Raw genomic sequence first — 24,607 nt, 5'->3', positions numbered from 1 at the left:
GCATCTAATGGCGAACTTCGATTTCTACTTCACCCGCCTGAGCTACGAATCGGGCGACTGGGACGTGGATATCCGTATGCCCAGCAACGTGCTGAACTCGCTCGTCGAGTACACCACGCTGCGGGTGGATCCGGCGGAGCGCATCGTCGCGCTGTCGGATCCGAAGATGCTGCAGGCGCCGTTCTGCTACCTGGCGGGGCACAAGCTGGTGCAGTTCACACCTAGTGAGCGGCGTAACCTGGAAAAATACCTGCGTGGCGGCGGCTTCGTCTTTGTCGACGACTGCAACCACGACATCGACGGCCTGTTCGCGAAATCCTTCGAGGCCGAGATGAGCAAGATCTTCGGCGCCTCCGCACTGAAGAAGATCCCGAATACGCACCCGCTGTATTCGTGCTTCTTCAAGTTCGACGGGCCGCCGACCACCGGCGGGGAACTCAATGGCTGGGGCGACGACCTGGTGCACGAGTACCTGAAGGCGATCGAGTTCGGCGGGCGCATCCGCCTGCTGTACTCGAACAAGGACTATGGATGCGAGTGGGACTACGACTTCCGCAACAAGCGGTTCCTCGCGGTCGACAACACCCGCTTCGCGGTCAATATCATTCAATATGCGTTGGGAGCTTGAAGAGTGTCGGAACGTGATGCGGTAGCGTGGAGTGAACAGGAAATCGCCGATCTGGTGGCAAGGATCGGCGCGCTGAAGGCCAGCATGGCGCGCGTCATCATCGGCCAGGAAGACGTGGTCGACCTGCTCGTGACCTGCCTGCTGGCGGGTGGCCACGCGCTGGTCGAAGGCGTGCCGGGGCTGGGCAAGACCCTCCTGGTGAAGTCGCTGGCGCAGGCCACCGACATGCAATTCCGCCGCGTGCAGTTCACGCCCGACCTGATGCCCTCGGATATCGTCGGCACCGAGATCCTGGAAGAAGACACCACGACGCGCCAGCGCGTGTTTCGCTTCCAGCAGGGCCCCGTGTTCACCCAGGTGCTGCTGGCGGACGAGATCAACCGCGCGCCGCCCAAGACCCAGTCGGCATTGCTGGAAGCGATGCAGGAGCGCGCGGTCACCTTTGCCGGCACCACGCACAAGCTGCCGCGTCCCTTCTTCGTGCTGGCGACGCAAAACCCGATCGAGCAGGCCGGCACCTATCCGCTGCCGGAAGCACAGCTGGATCGCTTCCTGCTGCGCATCGACGTGGTCTACCCGACCGAAGACGAAGAAGTGCTGATGGTCTCGCGCACCACCCACGCCGGCCTGGACGACGCCGAGCCGGCGATGACGGTGGAAACCCTGTTGCGCCTGCAGGCTCTGGTGCGCGACATCGAGATCGGCGAGCACCTGCTGCGCTACGCGACGCGCCTGGTGCGCAATACCCGTCCGGCCCTCAGCTCCGTGGCGGCGGTCAGGCAGCACGTCGGCTGGGGCGCCGGTCCGCGCGCCGGCCAGGCGCTGGTGCTGGCCTCCAAGGCGCGCGCCCTGATGCAGGGCCGCCTGGCGGTCACGCGCGACGATATCCAGGCCATGCTGCTGCCGGTGCTGGCCCACCGCGTGCTGCGCAACTTCGAGGCCGAGGCCGACGGCATCGCCATCGCCGACATCCTGCAGGCACTGCGCAACGAGATCCGGGTCGATTAATCTTGTCGCTGGCGAAGACCGCGCTGATCGCGCACACGCAGAAGCTCGACCTCGTGATCCGCCATGTGCTGGCGGGGCTCGGCCACGGCATCCATGCCGGGCGCGAGCGCGGGGCGGGCGTCGAATTCTCGGAATACCGGGCCTATGCGCCCGGGGACGAGTGGCGCCGCGTCGACTGGAAACTGCTGGCGCGCGCCGACCGTTATTTTGTGCGCGAAGCGGAGCGCGACAGCCATGTGGCGGTCTGGCTGGTGCTGGACGCCAGCGCCTCGATGCTCGAACCCAGCCGCGAGGTGGCAGGCGTCGATAAACTGGCCTATGCGCGCACGCTGCTCGGCTGCGTGGCGGCGATCGCCCAGCGCCAGGGCGACGCCTTCGGGCTGGTGGTGCTGAGCGATGGCAAGGTCCAGTTCACCCCGGCCCTGCGCGGGCCACGTCAGCTGCAGCGTGTGCTGCTGCAACTGAGCCGTGTGCAGGCGGAAGGCGAACTCCCGGACGCCGACACGCTGCGTGCCAGCCTGCACTTCGCCCAGTCCCCCAGCGTCATCTTCGCGGCCAGCGACCTGCTCGACTGGCCCTCGCCGCTGTCGCAGGCCTTGATGCGCCTGCGCGGCATGCGCCACGACGTGCGCGTGCTGTGCCTGCAAACGCAGGCGGAAGTCGATGCCAGTTTTTCCTCAATGCTTGCATACCGCGATCCGGAGCAGGGGGCCGGCGTCTACCGCTTCGGCAGCGACCTTAAGGAAGTCTATCGCCAGAACCGCGAAGCGCATTTTGCAAGCGTCACTGCGGCTTGCCGCAAGAGTGACATCCCGCTGGTGGCCGCTCGCATCGAACAGCCGCCGGGCGAAGTTCTGCGCCTATGGCTGCGGCGTCCAGGGAGGCGGCCATGAACCAGCTCTGGTGGTTCGCACTACCCATTCTTCTGCTGCCGATCTGGTGGCACCGCCGCAAGCGCGAGCAGCACAAGGCCGAGCTGCTCGCCACCGCCCGCTTCCTGCCGCGCGCCGAGCCGCGCCAGACGCGCGCGTGGTCCTGGCGCGATGTGATCCTGCTGCTGGTGCGCTGCCTGATGCTGGTGGCTGTCATCGCCTGGCTGGCCGACCCGGTCATGCCCTGGCGCGGCGATACGGTGATCGTTGCCGCCGGCACCGACCCTAAATGGGCCGACACGCAGGCGGCGCAGGCCGGGCTGGCAAAGGCCGACCGCCTCGTCATGCCTGCTGCGCACACCATGAGCTGGCTGCGTGCCCATCAGCGCGAATGGCGTCCGGAGGCGCGCCTGCTGGTGCTGGGCGACGTGCCGATGCCGGCGCTCGTTCCCCAGTTCGGACGCGCGATTGAGTTGCGGACCGTGGCGCGGCCACCGGCAAAGGATGAACGCCGGGTTCATATCGCCAGCGAGCGCCCCGCGCAGTGGCGCCGCGTGTTCGCCCTGGAAGGCGTCGCCATCGACGAGGCGCCGGGCCCGAACACCTCGCTCATCGTCTGGGACCGCCAGGAGGCGCCGCCGCCGTCGCTGCGCGCGCCGCTGTGGCTGGTCACCGAGATCGCCGCTTTCCCCGAGCTGGCCAAGGCGCCGCAGGTGGACGGCTTGCGTTACGCCGACAGCGCGCGTGGCCGGCTGTGGCATTCCGACACCTGGCCGCCGCAAACGCCTGGTGCCGCGCGCACGCTGCTGGAGAACTGGCAGCGCCTGCATGCGGGCCCACCAAGCTACACCGCGCCTTCGCAGGTATTTGCTGCATCGAGCAGCGCCCGTGCGCCCGAGCCGAGCGGCGCGCTGCGCGACATGCTGATGGCGCTGCTTGCCGCACTATTCGTACTCGAAAGGATACTGACGCATGCAAGACGGCGCTGAGATCGTCCGGCGCGTCTGGCGCGCCGCCCAGCTGCGCCGGCTGCCCATGTGGATCGCCGGCGCCTTGCCGTGGCTGCTCATCCGCTCGGCACCGGGCCTGATTGCCTGGGCCATGTTGTGCGCCTGGGACTGGGCCGTCCTGCGCCGCCGCGTCGGCGTCGAATGGACGTCCTGGCTCGACGGCGCCGTGCCCGAGATGGAAGACAGCAGCGCGCTGATCGAGCACGCACCGACACCTGTGGCCCAGTTGCAGCGCCGGCGCATCCTCGAACGCCTCGACGCCAGCGTGAGTGCCCGGCAGCTGCGCGGGATCGCACGCGGCCGCATCAAGCCTGGCCTGCCCTGGCTGTTGGGCAGCATTGCCGCGGCAGCCGCCGTCTGGTTCGCCACATCGGCGACGCCGCAAGGGGCCGCCGTAGTTCCCGGCAAGGCGCCCGTGGCGATTGCCGCCCCGGTCCTGTCCCAACTGGTGGTGCGCAGCGCGCCGCCGGCCTACACCAGGGTCGCCCCGATCGAGTCGGCACCGAAGGACTTGCAGGTGCCCGAACAGACCCTGATCACCTGGTGTCTGAAGGACGCCTCAAGCGCGGAAGAACCAATCGAGCTCAGCAACGGCCAGACTTTGAAACCGGGCAAGGAGTGCGCGCGCTGGACCGCCACCGAATCCGTGTTCTGGCGCTGGCGCGGCAACCGCTACACGATCAAGGTCATTCCCGACCAGCCGCCGGAAATCACGGTCACGTCGCCGACGCAGATGGTGCAGGAGCTGCTCGATACCGCCACCAGCGCCGCCATGGGCGTGAAGGTGCGCGACGATTACGCTGTCACCCGCGCCACCCTGCACATGACCCTGGCGCGCGGCAGCGGCGAGAACATCCGCTTCACCGACCGCGAGATGCCGATACCAGGCTCGCCGGACCCGAAGCAGCGCAACTGGTCGAAGAACTGGTCGCTGGCCGAGCTGGGCATGGAACCGGGCGACGAGCTGTATTTCTTTGTACGCGCGAGCGACAACGCCGCGCGTCCACACACCGTGCAGTCGCCGACCTATACGCTGCGCCTGCCGGCCCCGCCGGAGGAAGCGGAAGAGGAAAGCGCCGCGATGCCGATGCTGGTCAAGCCGCAGAGCCTGCGCAGCCAGCGCCAGATCATCATCGACACCGAACAGCTGGTGGCCGACATGCGTACCACCAGGATGAGCAAGGACGCGGTGCTCGAACGCAGCCAGAAGATCGCCGCCGACCAGGGCGCGCTGCGCCGCCGCTACGGCCAGTTCCTGGGCGAGGAGTCGTCGCTGTTCTCCGACGGCGAGGACGACCACGACGACCATGGCGCGGAAGAGGGCGGCAGCAACCAGGACATCCTGCACCAGTACGGCCACGCCCACGACGAAGCCGAGAACGCCACGCTGTACGACGAAGACACCAAGAAGGTGCTGCGCCGTGCGCTGATGGCGATGTGGGACGCCGAGAAAGCGCTGCGCGCCATCACGCCGAAGGTCGCGCTGCCGCCCGAGCACAAGGCGCTGGAGGCGATCAAGGAATTGCAGCAGGCCGAACGCGTCTACCTGCACAAGACCGCCTTCGTGCCGCCGCCGATCAAGGAAGAGAAGCGCATGACGGGCGACATGATTGGTGCGGCCAGCTATCGGCGCGAACAGGGCGGCGCCGACAAGCGCGTCCCGGAAGACCTCGGCCTGCTGGTGCAGGCGCTGTCCGGCGACGGCCCGCTGCCGGCCCTGTGGACGCGCAGCGCCCACGACTGGGTGCGCAGCCGCCTGCAGGACGACGACCAGCGCCTGTCGGCCCAGAAGGCGATCCAGGACGTGCTCGACGGCTGCGTCGCCTGCCGCCCGGTGCTGCGCGCCTGGCTGCGCCAGGGAGCCGGGCAGGGGCAGGTGCTGCTGCAGGCGAAGCCGACGGTCGAGACGCCGTTCGTGCGCGCGTGGCGTGAAGGAATGAAATGAACACATTGATGAGCACAAGCGTGATGCTGGCCTTGATCGGCGCCGCGGGCGTGGCCAGTGCCGGACTGTACGCCTGGCGCCGCAGCTTCATCGATGCCCTGCTGGTGCTGGTTGCCGCGGCGGCACTCGGCCTGTTCGCCGCCGGCATCACCATGCCAGGCGACGCTGGCCGCACCCTCACGCTCGACCCGGCCGCACCAGCGCCGGCGCTGGACGGCGTGCGTGCCTTTGCGGTGAAGGGTGACGGCATGCGCGCCGCGCAGTGGAACGACCTGCCTGCGCTGCCCCTGCAGTGGAAGCGTCCGGAAGGCGGCGCCCTGCGCGTCTACTTCCCGCGCCAGCTGGCGCTCGGCCGTCCTTTCACCCTGCGCGTACAGCGCGAGGATAAAACGGATGCGCGCATGCAACTGCTGGCCGAAAACGGCCAGGTCATCGCGGATGCGCGTGGCACGGGCGACCTGCTGGTGAACTGGATGCCGCCGCTGGCCGAGCGCCTGGTGCTGAAGGCGCGCCTGCTCGATGCCGCCGGCAAGACGATCGCGGAAGGCCCGGTGCCGCTGACCATTGTCGAACCCAACATCCTGCAAGTGCAGGGCCGCTTCGGCGCGCCATCGTTTGATCTGCGCACCCTGAACGAACTGCTGGCCGGCAGCGGCGCGCTGCTGGACTGGCAGGTGGCGCTGGGCCGCGCCATCACGCGCACCGAACTGCCTTTGGCCGAGATGAAGGCGCCCAACCTGCTGGTGATCGATGCCGCCTGGTTCGAGCGCCTGGGCGCCGCCGAACGCTCGGCGCTGCTGGGCCGCGTGGCCGGCGGCCTGCCGCTGCTGGTGCTGGGCGCGAATGCCAGCGATCCGGGTATCTGGTCGCGCACGCTGGGCTTGCGCTTGCTGCCGCAGCCGGCGGACAAGAAGATCGACACGCCTTTCGAACTGCCGGTGGCTCCCCTCAACCCGGCGTCGAAGGAAGCGGGCGAGTGGCTTGGTGCGGACAACCTGGTCTGGACGCGCAGCTGGCAAAAAGGCCGCATCGCCTGGCTGGGCGCCGGCGAATGGCACCGCCATGCGATCGCCGAACCGCAGGCGCTGGCGCAGTGGTGGCAGGGCGTGCTGGACCGCGTTGGCGTAGAGCTTCCCAGGGACGTCGAGTGGCTGGAGCCGGAAGAGCTGCCGCTGCCGGGCCAGCGCATGGAGCTGTGCGCGCGCGGCGTGAAAGGGGAGGTGAGTTTTCCCGATCTGAAGCTGACGCGCACCTGGTCGCCGCGCACCGACAGTGCCTGCGTGGCGGTATGGCCGGAGAAGTCGGGCTGGCTGCAGCTCCGGGATGCGAAAGCAGGCGCGCACGCGGTCTACGTCTACGCACCCGGCGATTGGCCCCAATGGCAGGCGGCGCAGCGGCGCGATGCGACTGCGCGCTATGCGGCCCGGACGCCGGTCAAGGCACTGGAAGGTGCAGCGCGCGCATACCCGGCCTGGCCGTTTGCACTTGCGTTTACCTTGGCAATGCTGCTGCTCTGGTGGCGCGAGCGCCGCTAGCCGACATCCTTAATCGGCCAGTTGCAGGCCGTTCTCTTCGCACCAGCCCCGCAGCGCGTTCCGGGTTGCATCCTCGTGAAACCGTTCCCAGGCTGCGCCCGCACCGCGCTGTTCCAGCAGGCGGGCGAATCCTTCGGTGTTGCGGTCGCGAAACATGTCGCGCACGGTGTCCTGGTCCTCGGCCAGGTGGCTGGCGGCGAAGCGAAGCACGAGCCCGTCTCCGATGCCGAGCGTACCCGCAGGCGGCACCGGCACATACCCATCGTTGTCGCCGGACGCCGAAGGCATCGGCGCCTCCTCGTCCATGTACTCGTCGTTCAGGAGGTGGATCATGCCGGTTTCGCGCGACACCATCGCGGTGACCGTGCCGCCGCCATCTTCCACCATCATGGCTGCCCCTTCGAGTTCATCCAGATTGACTGTTGGCATGGCTAATCCTGTGCAAGTAGTCGGAGGAAAGCAGTATGAAGCGCCTGCGCGCGACAGGTGCGCACGCTTGGCGGCAGCCACGCCAAACGGCGCGCATCACTCGAGCATGCAGAAAAGTCGCCGTCTGTTTCGCCAATCGCCGGCGCCTCCATAGGCTATGATTCGTCAAAATATCCATTTCCCATAAGCATGTTTTCGCGACTCGACCCCAGTATCAAGCTGTTCGGCATTCTGATCATCGTCATCCTGGCCTGCCTGGCCACGCTGCCGATCCTCAGCAGCCACCAGGCCAACACCACCTTCGACGCCCTCAAGGAAGAGGCGGGCAAGGAGCGCGCCTATAATCTCGTGCTGAGCCTGCTGAAAGATGCCGAGACCGGCCAGCGCGGTTTCCTGATCGGCAGCGACGACAGCTTCCTGGAACCTTACAACGAGGGTGTCGCCGGTATCCCCGCCGCGCTCGAGGACTTGCGGCGCTTTGCGACGACAGAGCGGGAACGTGCCCTGGTAGCGCGCATTGCCGCGCTGAGCCGGGACAAGGTGCGCGAGATGGACCGCTCCATCCGTATCAAGAAGGCCGGCAATTCCCAGGGCGCCCTGGATATCGTGGCCAGCCAGCGCGGCAGGGTCATCATGGACGAGCTGCGCACCTTGCTGGGCCAGCAGTTGCGCGTGCTGGCGCAGCACCGCAACCTGTTGCGCGAAGAGATCACCGCTACCCTGCGCTACAACTCGGCGCTGGGCCTCGGCGCCAGCCTTGCCAGCCTGGTACTGATCGTCTCCCTGGTCTACGTCGTCACCAGGAGTCTGAATGAACGCGCGGAGTCGGCGCGCCAGTCGCGCTCCCTGGCCGAGAGCAATGCGCAGCTGGCGCATCAATCGGCGGTGCGAGCCGAGCGCCTGGCGCTCACAGCCAATATGTTGCAAGCACTGGACAGCGTGAAGACGCCGGCCGAGCTTGAGCGCGTGCTGCCCGTATTCCTGCGCAAGCTGCTGCCGGATACGTCGGGCGCAATGTATCTGTATCGCAATTCACGTGACGTGCTGGAGCTCAAGGCGGTCTGGGGCGCGGAGGCCGAGGCGCCGCCGACGGTGGCGCCGGGTGAGTGCTGGGCCCTGCGGCTCGGCAAAGTCCATGTCGCCACGCCTGCACACGACCTGTGCTGCGATCACGGCGGGATCTGGCAGGACAAGCACGCTACCCAGACCTGCGTGCCCATGATTTCGCAGGGCGACGTGATCGGCGTGCTGGTCATCGCCGGCGGGCGGCGCGAGGACAGCCAGCTCGATGGTGCGGACATTGCCACCCTGGCCGAGCAGCTCAGCCTGGCCATCAGCAACGTGTCGCTGCGCGACACCCTGCGCCACCAGTCGACGGTCGACCCGCTGACCGGCTTGTATAACCGCCGCTTCTTCGACGAGTCGCTCAAGCGCGAAATGGCGCGCGCCCAGCGTAGCCACAGTGCCTGCTCCGTGGTGATGGTGGATCTCGATCACTTCAAGCGCGTCAACGACACCTATGGTCACGACGGCGGCGACCTGGTGCTGCAGGCGGCCAGCCGCGCCATCCTGCAGCGGGTGCGCGCCAGCGACGTGGTATGCCGCTATGGCGGCGAAGAGCTGGTGCTGATGCTGCCGGATTGCACCGCAGACGAGGCAGCCAAGTGCGCGGAGGCGATCCGGGTCTCCCTGACGGGGATCGTCATCCAGCACGTCGGCCAGACCATCGCCGGCCTCTCGGCCTCGTTCGGCGTGGCCCAGTGGCCCGGCCATGGTCATGGTGAGCAGGAGCTGTTGCAGGCGGCGGATCGTGCCTTGTATGCGGCAAAGAAGAGCGGGCGCAACAAGGTGGTGGTCGCCGAGGCGGTCGCGATTCCCGTCAGCCTGAGCGCTTGACGATAGCTTCCTGGCCCGGCCCCGCCCGCCATTCGATAAAGACAGCCGCAACCCGCGCCAGGCGCGGGCCGCGGATCATGCCGGTTTAAAACGCGTAATCCACCTTCGCATACATCGACCGTCCGTTAATCCCGAACGGGCAGGTCTCCCAGCAATACGTAAAGCCCAGCTGCGGGAACGGCGCCGCCTTCACCGGGTCCCACTTGGTCGGATAGGTGTCGAACACGTTGTTCACACCCGCACTCAGGCTCAGCTTCCTGGTGAAGCTGTAGCGGGCGGTCAGGTCGAGGATCCACTTGGCCGACCAGGTCTGGATAAACCCGGGCGTAAAGCCCTGGCCTTCCACTTCGCCGAAGTAGTTGGCACGCGCCGTCGCGTTCCACTGGCCCACCGTGTAGTCCGCTGCCACCACGTGGTGCTGGCGCGGCTGGCCCTTTTCGATCAGCGTCACCTGCGTGTCGTCGAACAGCTGGGTGCCGCTGAGCACCGAGGATTGCGAATGGCGGTCCTTCACTTCCGTGCGGTTGAAGCCGAGCTGCCCGGACAGCACCAGGGTCGAACCTTGCCCGCGCGTGGTGTGCTGGGCCACCAGGTCGAAGCCGGTGGTCGTGGTGTCGATCGCATTGGTGAAGAACTGGGCCTGGCCCACGCGCAGCGGATCGAGGATGGCCTTGATCGGGCAGGCGGCCGCGGTGGCGCAGGCGCCCGATTCCGGCGCGATGTTCGACGAGAACACGATGCGGTCGTCGATGTTGGTGCGGTACAGGTCGGCCGTCACCGAGAAGTTGTTGGTCGGGCGCAGGATCATGCCGACGCTGGCGCTCTTCGACGTTTCTTCCTGCAGCGGCGCGATGCCGAATGCGCGGGTCACGGCGCTGTTCTCGCGCGCGGTCAGGGTTTCGGTCAGCACGCCGGCGGCGTTCAGGTTGGTCGACACCGAGCTGTAGAACTTCTGCTGCACGCCCGGTGCGCGGAAGCCGGTCGAGCCGCTGGCGCGCAGGCCCACCAGGCGCGACGGGTCGTAGCGAACGCTGAGTTTACCGATGGTGGTGTTGCCGAAGTCAGAGTAGCGTTCGTGGCGCAGGGCGGCGCCGAGCGAGAGCGCATCGCCCAGCTTGCGTTCGAGGTCGACGTAATAGGCGGTGTTGTGGCGGCCGTCGTCCACTTCGGTGCCTGGGGTATAGCCGGGGAAGCCCTGGATGCCGGAGGCCGCGATGCCACCCGTCTGGTCGCGAATGATCTTGCGCGGATCGTTGGTGCGGCCATATTGGTAGGACACCGGGTCGCCCGCCACGATCTGGTAGTTATCGCGGCGCCATTCGAAGCCGGTGCCGATGTATAGCGGCGCGCCGGCGACATCCACCGAGCCCTTGAAATCGAGGTTGAGCGTGGTCTGGTTGAATTTCAGCTTGCCGGTATCGGCTTCGAGCGGCGAGCTGCCGTTCTCGTAGTAGTAGCTGACGTTGATCGAATTGCTCTCGTGGAAACCGAGCTCGCTGCGGCCGTGGTTGACGCTCAGGTCCATGCTCCAGTCGCCCGACAGGTCATGCTTGTAGCCGACGCCGAGCGAGGCATCCTTGACGGTGGTGTTGATGTTGGGCAGGAAGCCGTTCGGATACACGGCCGGCACGTTGCGCGCATCGCCCGCCGAGCGGAAGAACCCGGCCGCGTCGCCCGTGCGCTTGGACGCGCCGCCGAAGGCGTACAGTTCGCCGCCGCCCACCGGCAGCGACGCGTTCATCCACAGGTAGCCGTCCTTGGCCAGGCTGTCGCCGATGCGCTGGGTCACGCGCGGCGGGTCGACGCGCAGGCTGTCCACGCCGGCGCGGTTGGTCTCGTTGCGGCGGCGGCCTTCGAGCGACAGGTTCAGGTAGCCGCCATCGGCGCCGAGCGAGATGCCCTTGTGCGCGCTGGCGGTGTAGGTGTCGCCGTCGCCTTCGCTGGTGGTGCCGGCGCTGGCGCTGAACTGGGTGTCGGTGGCGCCTTTCTTGAGCACGATGTTGATCACGCCGGCGATCGCATCCGATCCGTACTGCGCGGCCGCGCCGTCGCGCAGCACCTCGATCGACTGGATGGCGGACAAGGGGATCGCATTGATGTCGGTGCCGGCCGAGCCGCGGCCGATGGTTTGCTGCACGTTGACCAACGCCTGCTGGTGCCGGCGCTTGCCGTTCACCAGCACCAGCAGCTGGTCAGGGCCCAGGCCGCGCAGCGTGGCCGGGCGGATGATGTCGGTGCCGTCGCTGATGAAGGTGGTCGTGAAGTTGAACGACGGGTCGAGGTCTTGCAGCACCTTGCCGAGTTCGAGCGAGCCGGCCGACTGCAGGTCCTTCGCGCTGATCAGGCCCACCGGCACGGCGGTGTCGAGTGCGCTCTTGGCCTGGGTCCGCGAACCCAGCACAACCACCGTTGCCGGGTCCTTCTGTGCCTGGCCCTGGCTGTCCGCTGCTTCCTGCGCGAACGCCGATGCCATGGCCGATATCAATGCAGTTGCCAGCAGTACTCGTTTCTTCGGTTGATTCACCATCTTGTCCCCTTGTAGAGATTGAAATTACGCCATCACAAAAACTAGGTCTGCCATAACTAGCGCGACTTGATTCTGAGCAAACATTTCTGTAATTACAAGTGTGAACTGTGCCGGACGCAACACTTTTAGATGATTCGCTCTATTCACGGAATGCATGCTTATCCGCATTGGGTAATTGCTTCATGCATAGCAGGTTTAACTTCCGACAGCGTCCAGCCCTGCCTACAATGGCCGTCCACTTTTCGGAGATCCGAATGACGCATCCCAATGCTTACCGTAGCCGTTTCGCTGCCGCCATCCTGGCGCTCGCACTGTCCTCTACCGTCCACGCAGGGACGCCGGCTCCGGATACGATCAAGGTCGGCAACTACCAAGTGCAGATGGCCACGCTCGGCTCCGGGAACACCACCGTCATCCTGGAGTCGGGCTTTGGGCGTGACCTGGGCGTGTGGCGCAACGTCGCGCCAAGCCTGGCGAAATCCGCGAAGGTGATGGCCTATTCACGTGCGGGACACGGCAAGTCGGATGCCCGTCCGGAAGCGCCCACCATCGCGGCGCGTACCAATGAACTCGAACAGCTGATCGCCGCGGCCGGCCTGAAGCCGCCCTATGTGCTGGTCGGTCATTCCTACGGAGGCTTCCTGATCCGCAGCTTCGCCGCGCGCCATCCGGAGCAGGTGGCCGGCATGGTGTTCGTCGACCCGAGCGACGAGCAATTCCACGTCGAGCTGCGCAAGCTCGACGCCGCCGCGGTGGACAAGGACACGAAACTCACCGAGGGCTTCATGCCGCCGAAATTCCATGCCGAGCTGCGCAGCGTGCAGGCGGTGCTGGATGCCGGCAAGCTGCCGTTCACGGGCGCGCTGCCGGACGTGCCGGTGGCGGTCCTGACCTCGGTGCAGAAGCGCGAGCAGCCGCAGCTCTTCCTCGAGACACCGGCGGCGGTGCAGGTCTGGCGCACGCTGCATGAGCGCTTCTTCCGCGGTTTCAGCAACGGCAGCCACATCGTGACCGCCGAGAGCGGCCACAACATCCACCAGGAACAGCCGCAGCTGGTCGTGGCGGCGGTCGAGGGGGTGATCGCCGCGGCCGAAGGCGCGCGCGTGAAGCGGGTACGCGTTGCGGCGCACGCCGAACTGCTGCGCCGGCTGGAGGGCGGCGGCTCCGATGCCGAGATGGCCCAGGCGCTGGAGGCGAGCGGCGGCAAATACGTCACATCGGACAATGTGCATGACAGTTATGGCGAGGTGCTGCTGGCTGCGGGCAAGCCGCTGGAGGCGAAGCTGCAGTTCATGCGGGCGATCACGCTGGCCGAAGCCCAGGGCAAGGGCGACAAGGTGCTGGCGGGGTATCGGGCCAACCTGGCCAAGGCCGACGGGTCGCTGGCGCGCTGATCCGCCTCAGGCGTGGTCGCGCATCCACTCCTTCAGCCCATCCACCCACTTCTTCGCCGGCAAATTGAGGTGCCGCCGGATCTCGTTGGCGCGGTCGTACAATACCGAAAAATCGAGCTCCGGCGCGTTCTTGAAGGCCAGGACCACGATGTTCGCATCGTGCACCTCGGGCAGCCAGACCACGGCGTCGAACACCTGCTGCATGGTGAGCAGGTTCCTGTCGTAGCTGTTCAAGTCGCCGAACACGTTGGCGGTCATGATGCCGTCGCTCGACAGACAGTCGTAGCAGCCCTGGTAGAAATCGGGCGAATCGAGCACCGGTCCGCGCGCATCGTGGTCGTACAGGTCGACCTGCAGCACGTCGACCTGGCCGTGATGGTCGGCATCGAGCACGAAGTCGAGCGCGTTCATTTCACGGACGTCGAGCCGCGCGTCGTTCTCGGGCAGGCCGAACAGCGCGCGGCAGATGGCGATGACGTTCGGATTGAGCTCGGCCGCGGTGACCCGCGCGCCGGGAAAGCGGCGGTAGCAGAACTTGGTGAGCGCCGCGCTGCCCAGGCCCAGCTGCACGATGCGGCGCGGGGCCGCGTTAAACAGCGTCCACATCATCATCATCTGGACGTATTCGAGCTCGATCGCGTCCGGCTTGGACAGCCGCATCGCGCCCTGCACCCAGGAGGTGCCCAGGTGCAGGAAGCGTACGCCGTCGAATTCGTCGATGGTGGCGGGCGGGTGGCCCGGTTGGGCGAAACGGGGATCGATGCGGGCGTAGGAAGGTGGCATGGCAGTAGAACGGCGGTGAACGCCGATCTTACCATTCCATTTCAGGCGATACCGTTGCGCCCGAATTCCCGGAAGCCCGGCCGCTCGCTCAGGCGGTCGACATAGGCCGCCACGTGGCGCAAGTCCGGCTTGTCCATCGGCGTCATCATCCAGCGGTTCACCGACAGTCCCAGCACGACATCGGCCAGTGTGAAGGCGCTGCCCGCCGCGTAGGCGCCGGTGGCGCGCAGCCGGGCGTCGAGGATGCCGATGTGGCGGTTCCACGCCGCGATGCTGGCCGCGACCTGGGCCTGGTCCCGGTAAGCAGGGCTGTTGCGCACCAATGCCATGAAGGCGTAGCGCCAGGCCGTGTTCAGGTCGGTAGCCTGCCAGTCCATCCATTGCTCGACGCGGGCGCGCTCGCGGGCGCCGGCAGGCAGCAGCGCGCTTTCAGCCTGGGCGCCGTAGCTGTTGCAGAGATAGCGGCAGATCGTGTTCGATTCCCACAGCACGAAGCCATCGTCCACCAGCACGGGTACCTGCGCGTTCGGGTTGAGTCCCGCGTGTTCCGCGTTCCAGTCCTCGCGCGCGAAGGGCAGCCCGAGTTCGCGGCAGGTCCACAGCACTTTGCGGACGTTAATCGAGCTGTTCTTGCCGATGATCTTCAACATGGGCGTCCCTGGATGGTCATGGGGTTTGTGTGCCCGGCAGCGCCGGCAGGATCAGGGTGACGGCCAGGCCGCCGCCGTCGCGGTTGGAGAGCAGGATGCGCCCGCCATGAGCTTCGGCGATTTCGCGCGCCAGCGCCAGCCCCAGGCCGGTGCCGCTGCGCTTGGTGGAATAGAAGGGCACCAGCGCATTGGTCAGCACGGCTTCGCTCATGCCGCTGCCGCGGTCCAGCACCTCGATGCGCACGGCATCCTGCACGCGGCGCACGTGCAGCTCGACGCTGTCGGGGCGCGCACCGGATTCGTGGGCGTTCTTGAGCAGGTTGAGCAATGCCTGTTCCATCTGGGCGGCGTCGATCCATGCCGGCGCCGAGGGCAGGGCGCCCACCAGGCGAAATTGCACCTGGTCGGCCAGCCGGTCCACGAACACGTCCCATGGGTATGCTTCCAGGCGCGGCGTGGGCAGCTTGGCGAAGCGCGCGTAGCCGAGGATGAAGGTCTCGAGGTGGCGGGTGCGCTCGCCGATGGTTTGCAGGATCTGCGGCAGGCGTTCGGTCTGGCCGCGCCGCACCAGCTCCGCGCCCGAGTGCGCGAGCGAGGTGAGTGGGGCCAGCGAATTGTTCAGCTCATGGCTGATCACGCGGATCACCTTCTTCCAGGTCTGCACCTCCTGGCGCCGCAGTTCCGTGGTCAAGTGGCGCAGCAGCAGCAGTTCGTGGCGGCGGCCGTTGAGCGTGAAGCTGCTGCGCGCCAGGTGGTAGACCTCTTCGTGTTCCGACTCGCCGGCGGTAAACAGGCCGTCGCCGCCGCGCGCCAGCGCTTCCTTCAGGGCCGGGGCAGCGCCTTCCAGGATGTCGCCCAGTCCGTGGCCTTCGAGCTTGCGGCCTTCGGACAGCAACTGGCGTGCCGCCAGGTTGGCGTACACGATGGTGCCGGCCGAGGTTCCCGTAGGCGCGGCAAAGTCGGTCACCAGCAGCATCGCCACCGGCGTGTTCTGCACCATGGTGTCGAGCAGCAGCTCGCGCTGGACCAGGCCGAGGCGCTGTTCGCGCAGCACGTGTCCGAGGTCGTTGTGGGCGGCGATCAGGTCGGCCAGTTCGTCGTTCTGCGGCCAGTGCAGGCTGAAGGAAAAATCGCCGTCGCGGTAGCTCGCCACCGTGCCTTCCAGCGCGCGGAACAGCGACAGGATCGGCTGGATCTGGGAGCGGATGGTGATGATGGCGATCGGGACGATCGCCGCCAGGCATGCGAGGAAGACCAGGACGGGGTGGTCGGGGAAGAAGTGGTCCAGCCCGAGCGCGAGCAGGATGCCGAGTGCCAGCAGGGTGCCGACCAGCGCCGACCAGCGCGTGACCAGCGAAAGGCGCAGCCCCTTGCGGGTTTCACCTTTGCTCATGCGGGCCGGGCGATGCCGAGCCGCTCCATGCGCCGGTACAGGGCCTGGCGCGACAGGCCCAGTTCGGCGGACGCTTGCGCCACCACGCCGCCGGCGCGCGCCAGCGCCTGCACGATGGCGTCGCGGTCGGGTTCGGTATCGGATGGCTGCGCCAGGGACGGCGCCAGCGGCAGCCCGAGATCAAGCGCCTTGATCACATCGCCCTGGGCCAGCAGGCTGGCGCGCGCCATCACGTTCTTCAGTTCGCGCACGTTGCCGGGCCAGGCGTGGGCCTGCAGCGCGCTCTCGGCGGAAGGGTGCAGGGTCTTCCCGCGCAGGAAAGAGAGCGCCAGCGGCAGGATGTCGCCCGGGCGCGCCGCGAGCGGCGGCAGGCGCAGCTCGATCACGTTCAGGCGGTAGAACAGGTCTTCGCGGAAGCTCCCGGCGCGGATCATCGCCCCGAGATCCGCGTTGGTGGCGCTGATCACGCGCACCTTCACCTGGCGCTCGCGGTTGGAGCCGAGGCGTTCGAAGCGCCCGGTTTCCAGCACGCGCAGCAGTTTCATCTGGCCTGCCAGCGGCAGGTTGCCGATCTCGTCGAGGAACAGGGTGCCGCCGTCGGCCGCCTCGAACTTGCCTTCGCGCGCCTTGGAGGCGCCGGTGTAGGCGCCGGCCTCGGCCCCGAACAGCTCGGCCTCGATCAGCTCCGAGGGCAGGGCGCCGCAGTTGAGCACCACGAAGGGGCCGCTTGCCACCTGCGAGTTGGCCTGGATGATCTCGGCGATGCGTTCCTTGCCGGTGCCGTTCGGGCCGGTGATGAGCACCGGCACGTCGGCGCGCGCCACCTGGCAGGCCAGGCTCAGCACGCGTTCGGTGGCCGGGTCTTGCCACACCAGGCCGCGCAGGTCGAAGTTCTGTTCCAGCTCGCGCTTGGCCTTGCGCTCGCGCTGCAGGCGCTGATTCAGGGCGCGGTTGGCCTGGCCCAGCTCGATCAGGTTGGTCACGGTGGTGACCAGGCGCTCGTCGTTCCAGGGCTTGGACAAATAGTCGGCGGCGCCGGCCTTGATCAGCTCCACCGCGGCATCGAGGTGGGTCCAGGCGGTGAGCAGGATCACCGGCAGGTCGGGGTGGCGCCTGCGGATCTCGCGGAACAGCGCCACGCCCTCTTCGCCGGAGGTTGTGTCGGCGGTGAAGTTCATGTCCTGGATGACCAGGTCCACCGCCTCGCGCCCGAGGATGGCCAGTCCTTCCTCCGGCGAGGCCGCGCGCAGCGCGGCGATGTCGTGGAGGGAGAACAGGACCTCGAGCGCGATGGCGACCGCGGCGTTGTCGTCGATGATCAGTACAGTGGGCATGGCGGCAAGTTTAGCATCAGGCACTGCGGGTGGCCGTGGCCGGCGAAATGCTCGCCGCACGCCACGCCGGGCCATAGGCCGCCATGATGCCGAGCGCCCAGAACACCACCGCGCCGCCCACCAGGTAGTGCGCCGGCAGGCGCGCCATCTCGAGCTCCGTCACCAGGAGGTGGTTCAGGCTCAGCCCGAACAGCACGCCGCCGAACACGCCGGCGCTGGTGATCATGAAGTTCTCGGTGATGAAGTAGCGCAGGATGTCGATCTTGCGGGCGCCCAGGGCGCGGCGCACGCCGATCTGCTTGCGGCGCTGGGTGACCCACAGGCTGGCCATGCCGACGATGCCGGAACTGGTAATCAGGAGCAGCAGCGCGCTGACGGTAATCAGCATCCACGACAGGGCGACGTCGGCGCGGTAACGGTTCTTGCGGTCTTCTTCCGTGGTCTTGGCGCGTACGATCATCGGCGTGGCCGAGGACTTGCGCAGCGCTTCCTCGGCTTCTTTCATGACGCGATCGCGCTGGCCGGGCTCGGCGCGCAGCGCATACAGCGCGCCGGGGCTGCCGTACAGGCGCGCCGGCACCAGGCTCGAGAACTCGCCGTCCTCGCCCGTCTGTGCGTGCGCCGATTGCAGGCGCTCGACCACGCCCACCACCCGCAGCTGCGGCGCCTGGTCGCCGGTACCGAAATACAGGGTCTTGCCGACCGCCGATGCGCCCGGCCACAGCTTCTCGGCCAGGGGCTTGGTGATGATGATGTTGCCCGGCAGCTCGCGCGCGGTCTCCTGGTTGACGTCGACCAGCTCGTTCGGCAGGAAGTCGCGGCCCTCGACCATGTTCAGGCCGAAGGTCTTGGCCAGCGAATCGCCCGAGATGTACACCGAGCTGTTGGCGCTCTCGCGCGCCTGGCGCCGGTCGAGCGCCACGCTGTTGGTGCTGCCGCTGCCCGACAGCGGCATCTGGGTCACCTGCGCCACCGACAGCACGCCCGGGACGGCGCGCAGCACGTCGGTCTCGCGCTTGATGGTGGCCAGCTGCTGCTCGGGGCCGTCCGTGTTCAGGTTGCGGACCTGGAAGTAGAAGGTGGACGCTTCGTCGGCCAGGCCGGAAGGGCGGGCCGCCACTTCGCGCCGTTCGTCGACGATGTGCAGGGCGTTGGCCAGGATGCCGAGGCTCAGCGCCACCTGCAGCGCCACCAGGACCGGGCCGGTTTTGTTCCGCAGCAGGGCGGACAGGATGGGACGGATTTCCATGATGTGTTCTCCGGTCTTCTTATTGCGATTTCAGTTGGATGGCCGGCGTCACCTGGCAGGCGCGCCAGGTCGGCAGCAGGCCGGCGATGAGGGCGGCCAGCACCGACATCACGAAGGTCAGGCCCAGCATCTGCCAGTCCATGCGCGCGACCGCCGCCATGCCCTTGCTTTGCATGCCGATCAGGGCCAGGGCGCCGAAGGCCAGCACCAGGCCCAGCACGCCGCCGACCAGGCCGACCACGCCGGTCTCGATCAGGAACTGGTTGAAGACGTCGCGGCGCGAGGCGCCCAGGGCGCGGCGCACGCCGATCTCGGAGGCGCGCACCGAGAATTTCGCCAGCAGGAGGCCGATGGTGTTCACCAGGCACAGGACCAGGAAACCGAAGGCCAGCCAGGCCGACAGCTTGCTGTCCTTGCCGACGACTTCCATCTGCTCCATCCATTCCATCACGTTGTACAGCTTGTTGGGCGCATTGCGCTTCAGGCGGCCCAGCTTGCGCTGGTCGCTTGCATAGTTGTCGAGCCAGGACTGGAGCTCGGCGCGCTCGCCCGCCGTGCGGGTCTCGAACCAGAACTGGATCCAGGTGCACTCCGAGGTCAGGAGGTTGGCGAAACCCGGGTCGCGGTTGGCGCTGCAGTTCATGCTGCCGCTGTGGTTCATTTCGTGGCGGATCGCGTTCGAGAAGGGAATGAAGAATTCCTCGCCGTCGCCGAAGCGGCTGCCGCCGATCAGCTTGTAGTAGCGCGGCAGCGGGTTCCAGGTGTCGATCACGCCGACCACGGTGTAGGGGAAGCCGCCCATGCGCAGCTGCTTGCCGACCGGGCTGGCTTCGCCGAACAGCTTCTCGGCGGTGGCGCGGCCCAGCACGATGACATCGGCGCCGCGGGTGTCGTCGCCTTCGCTCCAGGCCTGGCCATGCAGGAAGGGCACCTTGAACATGGCGAAGAAGTCGCGGCTGGGCGCCAGGCCATAGGCACTGAAGGCCGGGATGTCGGTGCGCGGCGGCTCGATCGGACGCTGGACGCCGTACATGGCGGAACGGCGCTCGCCCTGGCCGCTCTTGAGGAAGTTGGCCGCATCGATGTAGCTCAGCTGGTCGTCGTTCGGTCCGTCGCTCGGGGCCCAGCCTTCGACCGGGCCATTGTCCACGTGCGGCACGAACAGGCGCTCGCTCTTCTCGGGGATCGGGTCGCCCGACATCATGTGCAGGATGGTCAGCGTCGAGACGCTGGCGGCCACGCCGACGGCCAGGGTCAGCACCATCAGGGCGGTCAGGGCCGGGTTGCGGCGCAGGCTGCGCACGCCGAGCTTGAGGTAATAGGAGAACATGGTCGTGTCGTCCTTAAGCGCTGGCAGCGGTCTTGTCGACCAGGGTCGGGCCCTTGCGTACCAGGTCCGAGACCTGGCCGTCGATGATGTGCACGTTGCGGTGGGTGCGCACCGCCAGTTCCGGGTCGTGGGTCACCATCAGGATGGTAGTGCCGGCCGCGTTGATCTCTTCCAGCAGTTCCATCACGCCGCGCGCCATCTGCGTATCGAGGTTACCGGTCGGTTCGTCGGCCAGCAGCAGCTTCGGCGAACCGGCCAGCGCGCGCGCGATCGCCACGCGCTGCTGCTGGCCGCCGGACAGCTCGGCCGGGTAGTGCTTCATGCGCGAAGCCAGGCCGACCTTGGCCAAGGCGTCCTCGATGCGCTCCTTGCGCTCGGTCTTGTTGAAGCCGCGGTAGCGCAGCGGGACGTCGACGTTGTCGAACAGGTTCAGGTCGGGGATCAGGTTGAAGCCCTGGAAGATGAAGCCCAGCTTCTCGTTGCGCAGGCGCGAGCGGGACGAATCGTCCAGGCCTTTCACGTTGACGCCGTCGAGGATGTACTCGCCCGAGGTGAATTCTTCCAGCAGGCCGGCGATGTTCAGGAAGCTGGTCTTGCCGGAACCGGACGGACCGGTAACGGTGACGAACTCGCCCTGCTTGACGTCGATCTCGAAGCCGCGCAGCGCGTGGGTTTCGATCATGTGGGTGCGGTACACCTTGCTCAGGTTGGTCATGCGCAGCATGGAATTCTCCTTTTGTTTATCTTGTTCAGCGGTTGATCGAAACGCGGGCGGCGTTATTGAAGGTATCGGTGCCGGCGATGACCACCTTGTCGCCGGGCTTCAGGCCCGACAGGATCTCGACGGCGGAAATGCTGGTGGCGCCCAGCTGGACCGGGGTGCGCACGGCGATCCCGTCCCGCACCACATAGGCATGGCGGCCGCCTTCGCTTTCGACGAAGGGACCGCGCGGCAGCATCACCACGTTCGGTTTTTCTTCGATCAGCAGGCGGGCGGTGACGCGCTGGCTCTGGCGCAGGCCCCTGGGCTGCTCGCCGTCGAAGCGCACGCGCGCCAGCACCTGGTTCTTCACGACCTCGGGCGACAGCGCCGACAGCTTGCCGGTGGCTTTTCCGCCCGGCAGGGTGATCTCGGCGTTGAGCCCCAAGCCGATGTCGGCCATATAGGATTCCGGCACTTCGAGCTCGACCTCGAGCTTGGACAGGTCGACCAGGGTCATCAGGGGCGCGTTTGCCGCCACCACCATGCGGTTCTGCACGTTGAGCGTGCCGATGAAGCCGTCCACCGGCGCGCGCACGGTCAGCTCGTCGACGCGGCGCTGGGCGTTGGCTTGCGACAGGCGCTGGCGTTCCAGCTCGCTGGTCTTGGTCTGCAGCGCCAACTGCACGTCGTCGCCTTCGAGGGCGGCGGCCTGCGAGGCGTGGCGGGCGCGGATCTCGGCCGAGTTCAGTGCGTCCTTGGCTTTCTGGTAATCGATCTTGGCGATGACGCCGACCTGGGCCACGCTCTCGTAGCGCTCCAAGGTGCGCTGGGCCGACAGGCGTTCGATCTCGGCGGTGTCGGCCTCGCGCTTGGCCAGCAGCTTCTGCTTGCGCGCCAGGATCTGCTGGCGCGCCACTTCGGCCTTGAGCTGCTCGTAGCTCGACGTCTCGCGCTTGAGTTCATCGCTCAGGTCGGGCGACTCGAGCACGGCCAGCACGTCGCCCTTCTTGACGGTGTCGCCGGCCGCGACCTTCAGGTTGACGGTGGCCGGGGAGGTCGAGTACAGGGTGGGGCTGACGGCGGCCACGATGCGGCCATTGACCGAGGCGTCGCGCACCAGGGTGCCGCGTGTGACTTCGGCGATGCGCAGGCGCGCTTCGCTGACCGAGTGCTCGCTACTGCTCCAGGCGCCCAGCACGGCGGCGCTGACGGCGAGGACGGCGACGGCGCCGCCCACCCACAGCGCGCGGCGCTTGAGCTTGTGGACCGGGGCGGGGGCGAGGACGGCGTCTTGTGATGAGGTATCGCGGATCATGTTTTTTTCATTGACAACGTTGGATGGCCTTGTCAATGCACGATCCGTGCCAATCAGGCAAGTGCTTGATTTTGCGCGAAATGTTAATGCCGTGTCCGGTGTCCGGGGTGTCCGTAAAGACACGGACGGACAGTGTGCGGACAAGGACGGCCGCCCGGACACCGCTTGCGCGGACCGGTGACAAAGCGTGAGGATTGGGGGCTGACCAGCTGCTAGCATGCCCGCATGAGCCAGAACGCATTCAGGCAGCTGCTTCGCCCCGTCCTCGACCTGTTCACACCCGCCGCCGACCGCACGCCGCCGTCGACCTTCTTCATGCCCGAGGAAATCGGCCGCCTGCACCGGGCCGACGCGGACCCGCGCAGCGCGCTCGACGACCAGACCTGGCACGACCTGCTGCTGGAATCCTGGGAGGAGCGGCTGGCGCAGGACAGCAGCATCTTCGGCCGACAACTGCTGCACCGCCGCCTGCGCGCCGGGCTGGGCGACGCCGACTGCGCCGGTTTGGGGGAACGCCTGCGCGGCCTGCTGGACCAACCTGTCCGCATCGACGCGTTGACCACGGCGCTGCGTCCGCTGCGCTACGCCGAGACCGAGATCGCCGGCCTGCTGTTTACCGACGCATTGCCGCAGGCGCCGGCCTGGAGCCGCTTCCTCTGGGCGCTGCCGCTCTGCCTGCTGCTGTCGCTGGGCCTGTTGATCACCCAGCCGCTGGGCTGGATGGCCACCCTGGCCGCCGTGGCGCCCTTGATGGCGCTGCAGATCCACTACCACCGCCGCCTCGAACTGTGGAAAAACACGCTGGCCAGCCTCAACGCGCTGCTGGCCGGCAGCCATGCGCTGGCCGAACTGGGCGGCCCGCTGCTGGACGCGTTTGTCGAAACGCGTGCCGAAGCGGCGCGCCTGCACAAGCGGCTTGGGCGCTCATTGGCGCTGCGGATGATCCCGGGCGGCGAGGCTTACGCCACATGGTTTGGCGCCTATAACGTCGGCCGCTACTGGAAAACCGTCCGCGCCGTGGCGGGCGCACGCGCCTTCCTGCGCGCCTGCTACCTGCGCAGCGCCGAACTGGAAGCCGACGTGGCGCTGGCCCGCCACCTGCGCCGGCAGGAAGCCTGGTGCTGGGCCGAACGCAGCGGTGCGCGCACGCTCGAGCTGCACGGCGGCGTGCATCCGCTGATGGAGGCGCCGGCCCCGCTGTCGGTCAGCCTGCACGGGCAGGGCGCCTTCATCTCGGGCCAGAACGCTTCGGGAAAAAGCACTTTTCTCCGCATGGTGGGCCTGAACCTGGTGGCGGCGCGCGCCTTCGGCTTCTGCTACGCGCAGGCGGCGCGCCTGCCGGCCGTGCCGGTGCGCGCCAGCATGCAGAACGAGGACTCGCTGCTGGGCGGCGAGAGCCTGTATATGTCGGAGCTGCGCCGGGCGCGCGCACTGCTCGATGCCAGCGGCCTACCGGCCGGCATCTGCCTGATCGACGAGGTCTTCCGCGGCACCAACCACCTGGAATCGGTGTCGGCAGCATGCGCGGTGCTGGAAAGCCTGTGCGAAGGCGACATGGTGCTGGTGTCCTCGCACAACCTGGTGCTGGCGCGCATCCTGGACGGCAAGCTCGCACCCTTGCGCATCGATACCACGGGCGGGCGTCCGGTCTTGACGCCTGGCGTGCTGCGCAAGCCGAACGGGATCGCGCTGCTGGCGACGCAGGGCTTCGGCGCGCGGATCGAGGGCAGGGCGGCCGAGGTTGCGGACTGGTTGAGTAATCGCTTGGCCGAGCCCCAGGCTCTTTCCAGCTAACAAGCTTCAGAAGGGCTTTGTCGCTGGCTTGCCACATCCATCACGGTAAACCGGCGTTTACCCGCGCCGCAGGCGCTTGCGCCAGCCAAAGCGGTTGACCCACCTCCATATCGGGTCTATACTCGCAGGTTCTCGATTTATTCTGCACGTGGTATACGCATTCGCAGCCGCTCCTTCGGTGAGTGGCTTTCGTCGCCTCTGCTACCAGTGCCCGACTCGGGACTAGGTTTCAGTCCCCGGACAAGCGCAACAATTGTCTGGGTCATCAACGTAGTAATTTTGTTGGATTTTTGAACGATGCCAACCATCAATCAACTGATTCGCAAGCCGCGTGAAGCCGCGGTTGTGAAGAGCAAGTCGCCGGCACTGGAAAACTGCCCGCAAAAGCGCGGCGTTTGCACCCGTGTCTACACCACGACCCCGAAGAAGCCGAACTCGGCACTGCGTAAGGTCGCCAAGGTTCGCCTGACCAACGGTTTCGAAGTCATTTCGTACATCGGCGGTGAAGGCCACAACCTGCAAGAGCACAGCGTCGTCCTGATTCGCGGCGGCCGTGTGAAAGACTTGCCGGGTGTGCGTTACCACATGGTCCGCGGCGCACTGGATACCCAGGGCGTGAAAGACCGTAAGCAAGCTCGCTCGAAGTACGGTGCGAAGCGTGCCAAGGCCGGCGCCAAGAAGTAATCCTGCGGCCCTGTCATCGACAGGTCACATTGAAAAGTTAAGTTGAGCCGGCCGTCAGGCCGAGTAAGTGAAAGATCATGAGGGTCTTTCGCGAGTGCGGATTCCGCACTCAACTGAAGATAGGAAGG

General features: G+C 67.0%; 20 protein-coding genes. 10 read left to right on the top strand and 10 right to left on the bottom strand.

The features are described from left to right. Positions 1-7: 7 nt before the first annotated feature. Genes AC56LU_RS06825 through AC56LU_RS06800 form a run of 6 tightly spaced genes read left to right on the top strand, consistent with a single transcriptional unit; the run spans position 8 to position 6,998 of the window. The gene (locus tag AC56LU_RS06825) at positions 8-628 is read left to right on the top strand and encodes a DUF4159 domain-containing protein (RefSeq protein WP_497174839.1); all 621 of its coding nucleotides are present in this window, start codon (positions 8-10) and stop codon (positions 626-628) included. Between the two features lie 3 nt (positions 629-631). Further along, positions 632-1,636 (top strand): AAA family ATPase, encoded by a 1,005-nt coding sequence (locus AC56LU_RS06820; RefSeq protein ID WP_497174838.1) that lies wholly within the window; start codon positions 632-634, stop codon positions 1,634-1,636. 2 nt (positions 1,637-1,638) lie between these two features. Further along, positions 1,639-2,529 (top strand): DUF58 domain-containing protein, encoded by an 891-nt coding sequence (locus tag AC56LU_RS06815; RefSeq protein WP_497174837.1) that lies wholly within the window; start codon positions 1,639-1,641, stop codon positions 2,527-2,529. Further along, positions 2,526-3,497: a BatA domain-containing protein gene (locus tag AC56LU_RS06810; protein ID WP_497174836.1), complete on the top strand. Its 972-nt coding sequence runs from the start codon at positions 2,526-2,528 to the stop codon at positions 3,495-3,497. Before AC56LU_RS06815 ends, AC56LU_RS06810 begins: the two co-directional genes overlap by 4 nt. Beyond that, positions 3,481-5,463, top strand: coding sequence for a DUF4175 family protein (locus AC56LU_RS06805; RefSeq protein ID WP_497174835.1), 1,983 nt, complete (start codon positions 3,481-3,483; stop codon positions 5,461-5,463). The genes AC56LU_RS06810 and AC56LU_RS06805 overlap by 17 nt, the downstream gene beginning before the upstream one ends. After that, positions 5,460-6,998, top strand: a complete 1,539-nt coding sequence (locus tag AC56LU_RS06800) for a hypothetical protein (RefSeq protein WP_497174834.1) — start codon at positions 5,460-5,462, stop codon at positions 6,996-6,998. Before AC56LU_RS06805 ends, AC56LU_RS06800 begins: the two co-directional genes overlap by 4 nt. Positions 6,999-7,007: 9 nt before the next feature. Here AC56LU_RS06800 and AC56LU_RS06795 read toward each other — a convergent pair whose 3' ends face one another. Continuing rightward, positions 7,008-7,427 (bottom strand): hypothetical protein, encoded by a 420-nt coding sequence (locus AC56LU_RS06795; protein ID WP_497174833.1) that lies wholly within the window; start codon positions 7,425-7,427, stop codon positions 7,008-7,010. A gap of 189 nt (positions 7,428-7,616) precedes the next feature. Between AC56LU_RS06795 and AC56LU_RS06790 the strand changes: the two genes are divergently transcribed. After that, a complete protein-coding gene (locus AC56LU_RS06790; protein WP_497174832.1) occupies positions 7,617-9,323 on the top strand; it encodes a diguanylate cyclase in 1,707 nt (568 codons plus the stop codon). A gap of 85 nt (positions 9,324-9,408) precedes the next feature. On the opposite strand, the gene AC56LU_RS06785 is transcribed toward AC56LU_RS06790, so the two are convergent. Continuing rightward, positions 9,409-11,796 carry a TonB-dependent receptor plug domain-containing protein gene (locus tag AC56LU_RS06785; RefSeq protein WP_497174831.1) on the bottom strand — a complete coding sequence of 796 codons (2,388 nt, stop codon included), beginning with the start codon at positions 11,794-11,796 and terminating at the stop codon, positions 9,409-9,411. Positions 11,797-12,104: 308 nt separating this feature from the next. On the opposite strand from AC56LU_RS06785, the gene AC56LU_RS06780 reads away from it, so the two are divergent. Further along, positions 12,105-13,244, top strand: a complete 1,140-nt coding sequence (locus AC56LU_RS06780) for an alpha/beta fold hydrolase (RefSeq protein WP_497174830.1) — start codon at positions 12,105-12,107, stop codon at positions 13,242-13,244. Positions 13,245-13,250: 6 nt separating this feature from the next. Here the strand turns inward: AC56LU_RS06780 and AC56LU_RS06775 are convergent, their stop codons facing one another. The 8 genes from AC56LU_RS06775 to AC56LU_RS06740 are packed head-to-tail and all read right to left on the bottom strand — an operon-like array spanning position 13,251 to position 22,001. Beyond that, the gene (locus AC56LU_RS06775) at positions 13,251-14,027 is read right to left on the bottom strand and encodes a spermine/spermidine synthase domain-containing protein (RefSeq protein WP_497174829.1); all 777 of its coding nucleotides are present in this window, start codon (positions 14,025-14,027) and stop codon (positions 13,251-13,253) included. A 41-nt stretch (positions 14,028-14,068) separates the two neighbouring features. Further along, entirely contained in the window at positions 14,069-14,677 is a 609-nt protein-coding gene (locus tag AC56LU_RS06770) for a glutathione S-transferase family protein (RefSeq protein ID WP_497174828.1), read from the bottom strand. Positions 14,678-14,693: 16 nt separating this feature from the next. Further along, complete coding sequence (locus AC56LU_RS06765; RefSeq protein WP_497174827.1) at positions 14,694-16,070, bottom strand: sensor histidine kinase; 1,377 nt, start codon at positions 16,068-16,070, stop codon at positions 14,694-14,696. Beyond that, the gene (locus tag AC56LU_RS06760; protein ID WP_497174826.1) at positions 16,067-17,404 is read right to left on the bottom strand and encodes a sigma-54-dependent transcriptional regulator; all 1,338 of its coding nucleotides are present in this window, start codon (positions 17,402-17,404) and stop codon (positions 16,067-16,069) included. The genes AC56LU_RS06765 and AC56LU_RS06760 overlap by 4 nt, the downstream gene beginning before the upstream one ends. A 16-nt stretch (positions 17,405-17,420) precedes the next feature. Then, positions 17,421-18,653, bottom strand: a complete 1,233-nt coding sequence (locus tag AC56LU_RS06755; protein ID WP_497174825.1) for an ABC transporter permease — start codon at positions 18,651-18,653, stop codon at positions 17,421-17,423. Between the two features lie 19 nt (positions 18,654-18,672). Beyond that, positions 18,673-19,983 carry an ABC transporter permease gene (locus AC56LU_RS06750; protein ID WP_497174824.1) on the bottom strand — a complete coding sequence of 437 codons (1,311 nt, stop codon included), beginning with the start codon at positions 19,981-19,983 and terminating at the stop codon, positions 18,673-18,675. Between the two features lie 13 nt (positions 19,984-19,996). Then, the gene (locus AC56LU_RS06745) at positions 19,997-20,707 is read right to left on the bottom strand and encodes an ABC transporter ATP-binding protein (protein WP_497174823.1); all 711 of its coding nucleotides are present in this window, start codon (positions 20,705-20,707) and stop codon (positions 19,997-19,999) included. Between the two features lie 25 nt (positions 20,708-20,732). Next, on the bottom strand, positions 20,733-22,001 hold the full coding sequence (locus tag AC56LU_RS06740) for an efflux RND transporter periplasmic adaptor subunit (protein WP_497174822.1): 1,269 nt from the start codon (positions 21,999-22,001) through the stop codon (positions 20,733-20,735). 225 nt (positions 22,002-22,226) lie between these two features. Here AC56LU_RS06740 and AC56LU_RS06735 point away from each other — a divergent pair, with 225 nt between their 5' ends. Together AC56LU_RS06735 and rpsL are read left to right on the top strand one after the other, a co-directional pair. Then, positions 22,227-23,795 carry a MutS-related protein gene (locus AC56LU_RS06735; RefSeq protein WP_497174821.1) on the top strand — a complete coding sequence of 523 codons (1,569 nt, stop codon included), beginning with the start codon at positions 22,227-22,229 and terminating at the stop codon, positions 23,793-23,795. A 297-nt stretch (positions 23,796-24,092) separates the two neighbouring features. Next, the gene (gene rpsL / locus AC56LU_RS06730) at positions 24,093-24,479 is read left to right on the top strand and encodes a 30S ribosomal protein S12 (RefSeq protein ID WP_027867278.1); all 387 of its coding nucleotides are present in this window, start codon (positions 24,093-24,095) and stop codon (positions 24,477-24,479) included. Positions 24,480-24,607 lie beyond the last annotated feature (128 nt).

The organism is Telluria sp. PB2R4 (assembly GCF_059685695.1).
This window is presented reverse-complemented; position numbering and strand designations above follow the sequence as displayed.

What these genes read in the sequence shown, in the direction of transcription:
- rpsL (WP_027867278.1), top strand. Translation starts at nt 24,093, where the DNA reads ATGCCAACCATCAATCAACTGATTCGCAAGCCGCGTGAAGCCGCGGTT.
- AC56LU_RS06745 (WP_497174823.1), bottom strand. Translation starts at nt 20,707, where the DNA reads ATGCTGCGCATGACCAACCTGAGCAAGGTGTACCGCACCCACATGATC.
- AC56LU_RS06825 (WP_497174839.1), top strand. Translation starts at nt 8, where the DNA reads ATGGCGAACTTCGATTTCTACTTCACCCGCCTGAGCTACGAATCGGGC.
- AC56LU_RS06760 (WP_497174826.1), bottom strand. Translation starts at nt 17,404, where the DNA reads ATGCCCACTGTACTGATCATCGACGACAACGCCGCGGTCGCCATCGCG.
- AC56LU_RS06790 (WP_497174832.1), top strand. Translation starts at nt 7,617, where the DNA reads ATGTTTTCGCGACTCGACCCCAGTATCAAGCTGTTCGGCATTCTGATC.
- AC56LU_RS06810 (WP_497174836.1), top strand. Translation starts at nt 2,526, where the DNA reads ATGAACCAGCTCTGGTGGTTCGCACTACCCATTCTTCTGCTGCCGATC.
- AC56LU_RS06775 (WP_497174829.1), bottom strand. Translation starts at nt 14,027, where the DNA reads ATGCCACCTTCCTACGCCCGCATCGATCCCCGTTTCGCCCAACCGGGC.
- AC56LU_RS06755 (WP_497174825.1), bottom strand. Translation starts at nt 18,653, where the DNA reads ATGGAAATCCGTCCCATCCTGTCCGCCCTGCTGCGGAACAAAACCGGC.
- AC56LU_RS06770 (WP_497174828.1), bottom strand. Translation starts at nt 14,677, where the DNA reads ATGTTGAAGATCATCGGCAAGAACAGCTCGATTAACGTCCGCAAAGTG.
- AC56LU_RS06805 (WP_497174835.1), top strand. Translation starts at nt 3,481, where the DNA reads ATGCAAGACGGCGCTGAGATCGTCCGGCGCGTCTGGCGCGCCGCCCAG.
- AC56LU_RS06750 (WP_497174824.1), bottom strand. Translation starts at nt 19,983, where the DNA reads ATGTTCTCCTATTACCTCAAGCTCGGCGTGCGCAGCCTGCGCCGCAAC.
- AC56LU_RS06780 (WP_497174830.1), top strand. Translation starts at nt 12,105, where the DNA reads ATGACGCATCCCAATGCTTACCGTAGCCGTTTCGCTGCCGCCATCCTG.
- AC56LU_RS06795 (WP_497174833.1), bottom strand. Translation starts at nt 7,427, where the DNA reads ATGCCAACAGTCAATCTGGATGAACTCGAAGGGGCAGCCATGATGGTG.
- AC56LU_RS06800 (WP_497174834.1), top strand. Translation starts at nt 5,460, where the DNA reads ATGAACACATTGATGAGCACAAGCGTGATGCTGGCCTTGATCGGCGCC.
- AC56LU_RS06740 (WP_497174822.1), bottom strand. Translation starts at nt 22,001, where the DNA reads ATGATCCGCGATACCTCATCACAAGACGCCGTCCTCGCCCCCGCCCCG.
- AC56LU_RS06735 (WP_497174821.1), top strand. Translation starts at nt 22,227, where the DNA reads ATGAGCCAGAACGCATTCAGGCAGCTGCTTCGCCCCGTCCTCGACCTG.
- AC56LU_RS06785 (WP_497174831.1), bottom strand. Translation starts at nt 11,796, where the DNA reads ATGGCATCGGCGTTCGCGCAGGAAGCAGCGGACAGCCAGGGCCAGGCA.
- AC56LU_RS06765 (WP_497174827.1), bottom strand. Translation starts at nt 16,070, where the DNA reads ATGAGCAAAGGTGAAACCCGCAAGGGGCTGCGCCTTTCGCTGGTCACG.